General features: G+C 70.5%; 1 protein-coding gene. It reads right to left on the reverse strand.

Features of this window, described 5'->3' with window-relative positions; translation table 11 throughout:
• A partial coding sequence (locus tag V6V89_RS41440) for a transposase (protein WP_334625225.1) occupies positions 1–950 on the reverse strand: 950 nt, incomplete at its 3' end.
• Between the last annotated feature and the right edge of the window lie 111 nt (positions 951–1,061).

Here is a 1,061-nt window from a genome sequence, read left to right on the forward strand (position 1 = left end):
CTGGTCTTGGCGATCCAGGCCAGCTTGGCGGTCTGTTGTTCGGTGAGGGTGTCGGGGTTCTTCCACAGGGCCCACCGGCACCGCTTCAGCGTGCGTGCTGCGCCGACGGCCCGCTGGGTGGCTCGGCCGGGTCCCTGCACGTGCCGTCTGCTGCCGCCCGCTTCGTGGCGGGCGAGGTTCCATGCCTGCCGGCGCACCTGATCGAGGGCGTCGGTGGCCCAGGACACGACGTGGAACGCGTCCGCGCACACGACTGCGGCCGGACAGTGGCGGGCGACCACATCGGCGATCCAGTCCGCCCCGTCGGCGGAGATGTGTGTGATCTGCCCGCTGCGCGCAGGCCCCAGGGCGACGAAGAACGCCCGCAGCGTGGCGCGGTCACGGCCTGCACTGGCCCACACCAACCGGCCGGAGTCGTGGCAGACCACCACGGTCAGATACTTGTGACCCTTCTTCCAGGAGATCTCGTCAATGCCGATGCGGCGCAGCCCAGACAGCCGGTCGACCAGGCCGTCAACATCGGCCCACACCCTGGCCACGATCGCGCCGACCGTACGCCAGCTGACACGCATCAACCGCGTCACTGCGGTCTTGGAGCACTGGGTGGCCAGCCACGCCACCTGCTCATCGAACGCATACGTGTGCCCAGCGCCGTGCCGCGCCCACGGCACCGCCGCCACCACGATGCCGTGCCGCGGACAACGCACCCGCGGCGCGTCGGCCTCCACGAACACCCGTACCCGGCCCAGATCCAGCGCCCGCCAGCGGCGGCGCCCCTGCCCTTGGTCGTAGCCGGGCACCCGCCGCCGGCACCTCCCACACCGGCACCGCTGACCTCGAGCCGGCCGCACCGACACCACCACGATCCCCTCGTCCTCGTCGAAGACGACACGCTCGACGACCGCCTTCTCGACTCCCACCAGCCGGGCCCATAACCTTGCCCTACGCACGCCGTTCTCCCGCCCACAGTTCTGACCTTCGACAAGCCAGAACCTAGGCAGGACAACGGCGTGCGCTATTCACGACGCGCCGCACCACCCACGGAAGCGTCAGGAGAGCCC

This window comes from Micromonospora sp. CPCC 206061, assembly GCF_036906915.1.
GTDB lineage: Bacteria > Actinomycetota > Actinomycetes > Mycobacteriales > Micromonosporaceae > Phytohabitans.